The organism is Limnothrix sp. PR1529, from assembly GCF_002742025.1.
GTDB lineage: Bacteria > Cyanobacteriota > Cyanobacteriia > CACIAM-69d > CACIAM-69d > CACIAM-69d.
Genome location: NZ_LIRO01000046.1, coordinates 1 through 2,129, shown reverse-complemented (window position 1 = coordinate 2,129; position 2,129 = coordinate 1). Strand labels below are relative to the sequence as shown.

General features: G+C 59.6%; 3 protein-coding genes and 1 pseudogene. 3 read left to right on the top strand and 1 reads right to left on the bottom strand.

What is annotated here, in order from left to right:
• A partial coding sequence (locus AMR42_RS07695; protein ID WP_099532876.1) for a GerMN domain-containing protein occupies window positions 1-537 on the top strand: 537 nt, incomplete at its 5' end.
• A gap of 73 nt (window positions 538-610) precedes the next feature.
• On the top strand, window positions 611-1,057 hold the full coding sequence (locus tag AMR42_RS07690) for a GFA family protein (protein ID WP_099532875.1): 447 nt from the start codon (window positions 611-613) through the stop codon (window positions 1,055-1,057).
• Window positions 1,058-1,090: 33 nt separating this feature from the next.
• On the opposite strand, the gene AMR42_RS20310 is transcribed toward AMR42_RS07690, so the two are convergent.
• Window positions 1,091-1,264: a hypothetical protein gene (locus AMR42_RS20310; RefSeq protein WP_158234397.1), complete on the bottom strand. Its 174-nt coding sequence runs from the start codon at window positions 1,262-1,264 to the stop codon at window positions 1,091-1,093.
• Between the two features lie 3 nt (window positions 1,265-1,267).
• Here AMR42_RS20310 and AMR42_RS07685 point away from each other — a divergent pair.
• Window positions 1,268-2,129 (top strand): annotated as a pseudogene (locus AMR42_RS07685) (hypothetical protein); the annotation flags it as partial.

The window sequence follows — 2,129 nt, the reverse complement described above, 5'->3', positions numbered from 1 at the left end:
GCCACAGGGGCAGGAGTTGCCTTTGGTGCTTGGGGCACGCCGCCCCCCAGCGCCGTGCCCCAATCACCAAAGGCAACTCCTGCCCCTGTGGCCACCGCCCCGATCGCTGAACAATCCCAGGTCTATTGGCTGAAGGACACGGGAACCCATTTTGTGATGGCGGGTCAACCGGCCAAAACCGTGGCCAGCAGTGAGCCAGATGAGGTGTTGCGCGGGGCGATCGAGCAAGTTTTGGCCGGGCAACCCACCGACAACAACTTAAGCAGCGCTATTCCCATCAACACCAAGCTGCTGGACGTGATGATTGCGCCGGAAGGGGTGCGGGTGAACCTGTCGTCGGAATTCACCAGCGGCGGCGGCAGTGCATCAATGATGGGACGGTTAGGGCAAATTGTTTACACGGCCAGCACGTTGAATCCCGCTGCGAAGGTTTGGATTTTGGTGGAAGGTCAACCTTTGACGGTGTTGGGAGGCGAGGGCTTGGAAGTGCCGCAACCGATCGACCGGGCCACGTTCGATCGACAATTCAAGCCCTAGACTTTTCAAACTCTGGACTCCAAGCCCTAATTCAACCCCTAGTAATCCGTTTTTTCTCGATCGACCATTCGCCATGACCCAAGAACCCAACCCCACAGCGGAGACTGAATCCAACCGTGACTCCGCCGTCACCTATGAGGGCGGTTGCCATTGTGGAGCGGTGCGCTTTCAGGTGCAGGGGCCATCACCCTTGCAGGTGCAGTCTTGCAATTGCTCCATTTGCGACAAAACGGGATTTTTGCATTTGCTCGTTCCCCGATCGCGCTTTCAACTGTTGCAGGGCGAAACGGCATTAACCACCTACACCTTCAACACGGGCACGGCCAAGCATTTGTTTTGTCGCACCTGTGGCATCAAGTCGTTTTATGTGCCCCGATCGCACCCGGATGGCTATAGCGTGAATGCCCGTTGCCTGGATGGAGTTGATTTGGCCGATCCGTCACAGGTGTTGATTGAACCCTTTGATGGGCGCAATTGGGAAGCCAATATTGACACTTTGAGAGCGGCCACGGCGAATTAGCGCCAGAATTCAGCCCCGACGTTGAGGAATCAGTTAAATCCATTGATCCAGAATCCCTTGATTCAGGACTCTTGTTGCCGTGGGGCTGCTGTGGGGCTGATGTGGACGATCGCCCGGAAAGGTTCGCCAGGAGCCGAATCGATCGGTTAGACCGGAACTATCCGCGCGATCGCCCCCCGAGGCGATCAGTCTTTGCCCTGGTCCCATCCCATGACCCAATCACCCGAGCCTGTCCCGAATTCCGAGCTGAAAGAGCCTGGGTTCGCTCAACCGGAAGCCAATCAACCGGCATCCAATCAGCCTGAATCACATCAACCGGAACGCAACCTCCTGTGGCGGCCCGTGTTGGGATTGGCGGGATTGCAAGGAGCCATTTCCCTGGCTTGGGTGCTGTATCGGTTCTATTTACCCCAGTTGTTGGCGGCCGTGGGGTTGCCGGGGGTCGATCGGGCGGTGTTGATTTTGGAAGATGGCCTGGCCGCAGTGTTGGAGCCGGTGATTGGAGGCTTGAGCGATCGGGCGCGGTTGCGCGTGGGCAGCCGCTATCCCCTGGTGGTGGCGGGGGTGGGGCTGACGGTATTGATGTTTGGGGCCATGGTGGCGGCGGCGTTGGGGCGCGGGGCAATCGTTCAAGGCCTGTTGATGGTGACGGTGGTGCTGTGGGCGGTGGCCATGGCGGTGTTTCGATCGCCCGCGATCGCCCTCATTGGTCAATACGCCTTGAGCAGTCAACTGCCCCAGGCCAACAGCTTGTTGGTTTTGTCGGCGGGCTTGGTGGGGGCGGTGGCTCCCTTGGCTCGCGATCGCGTTTTGCAGTTGGGCCCGGCCTATGCCTTTGGGTTGGGATCGTTGGCCCTGGTGGCGGCGGCGGGAGTCTTGCAATTGGCGGGGCCCGATCGGGTCTTGGGAGCCAGCGCCGTTGCCCAATATCATCCTGGGCCGATTCGGTGGGGAGAAGTGGTGCGGCTGTTGGGATTGGGGGCGGCCGTGGGTTGGGGGCTGCGGCTGTTTTTTGGGATTGTGCCCGCTGCTTTGCAAAGCCAGTTGCCCCAATGGCCCGGCAGTGTGATTG

Coding starts and splice junctions, on each gene's coding strand:
- AMR42_RS07690 (WP_099532875.1), top strand. CDS start 611: ATGACCCAAGAACCCAACCCCACAGCGGAGACTGAATCCAACCGTGAC.
- AMR42_RS20310 (WP_158234397.1), bottom strand. CDS start 1,264: ATGGGACCAGGGCAAAGACTGATCGCCTCGGGGGGCGATCGCGCGGAT.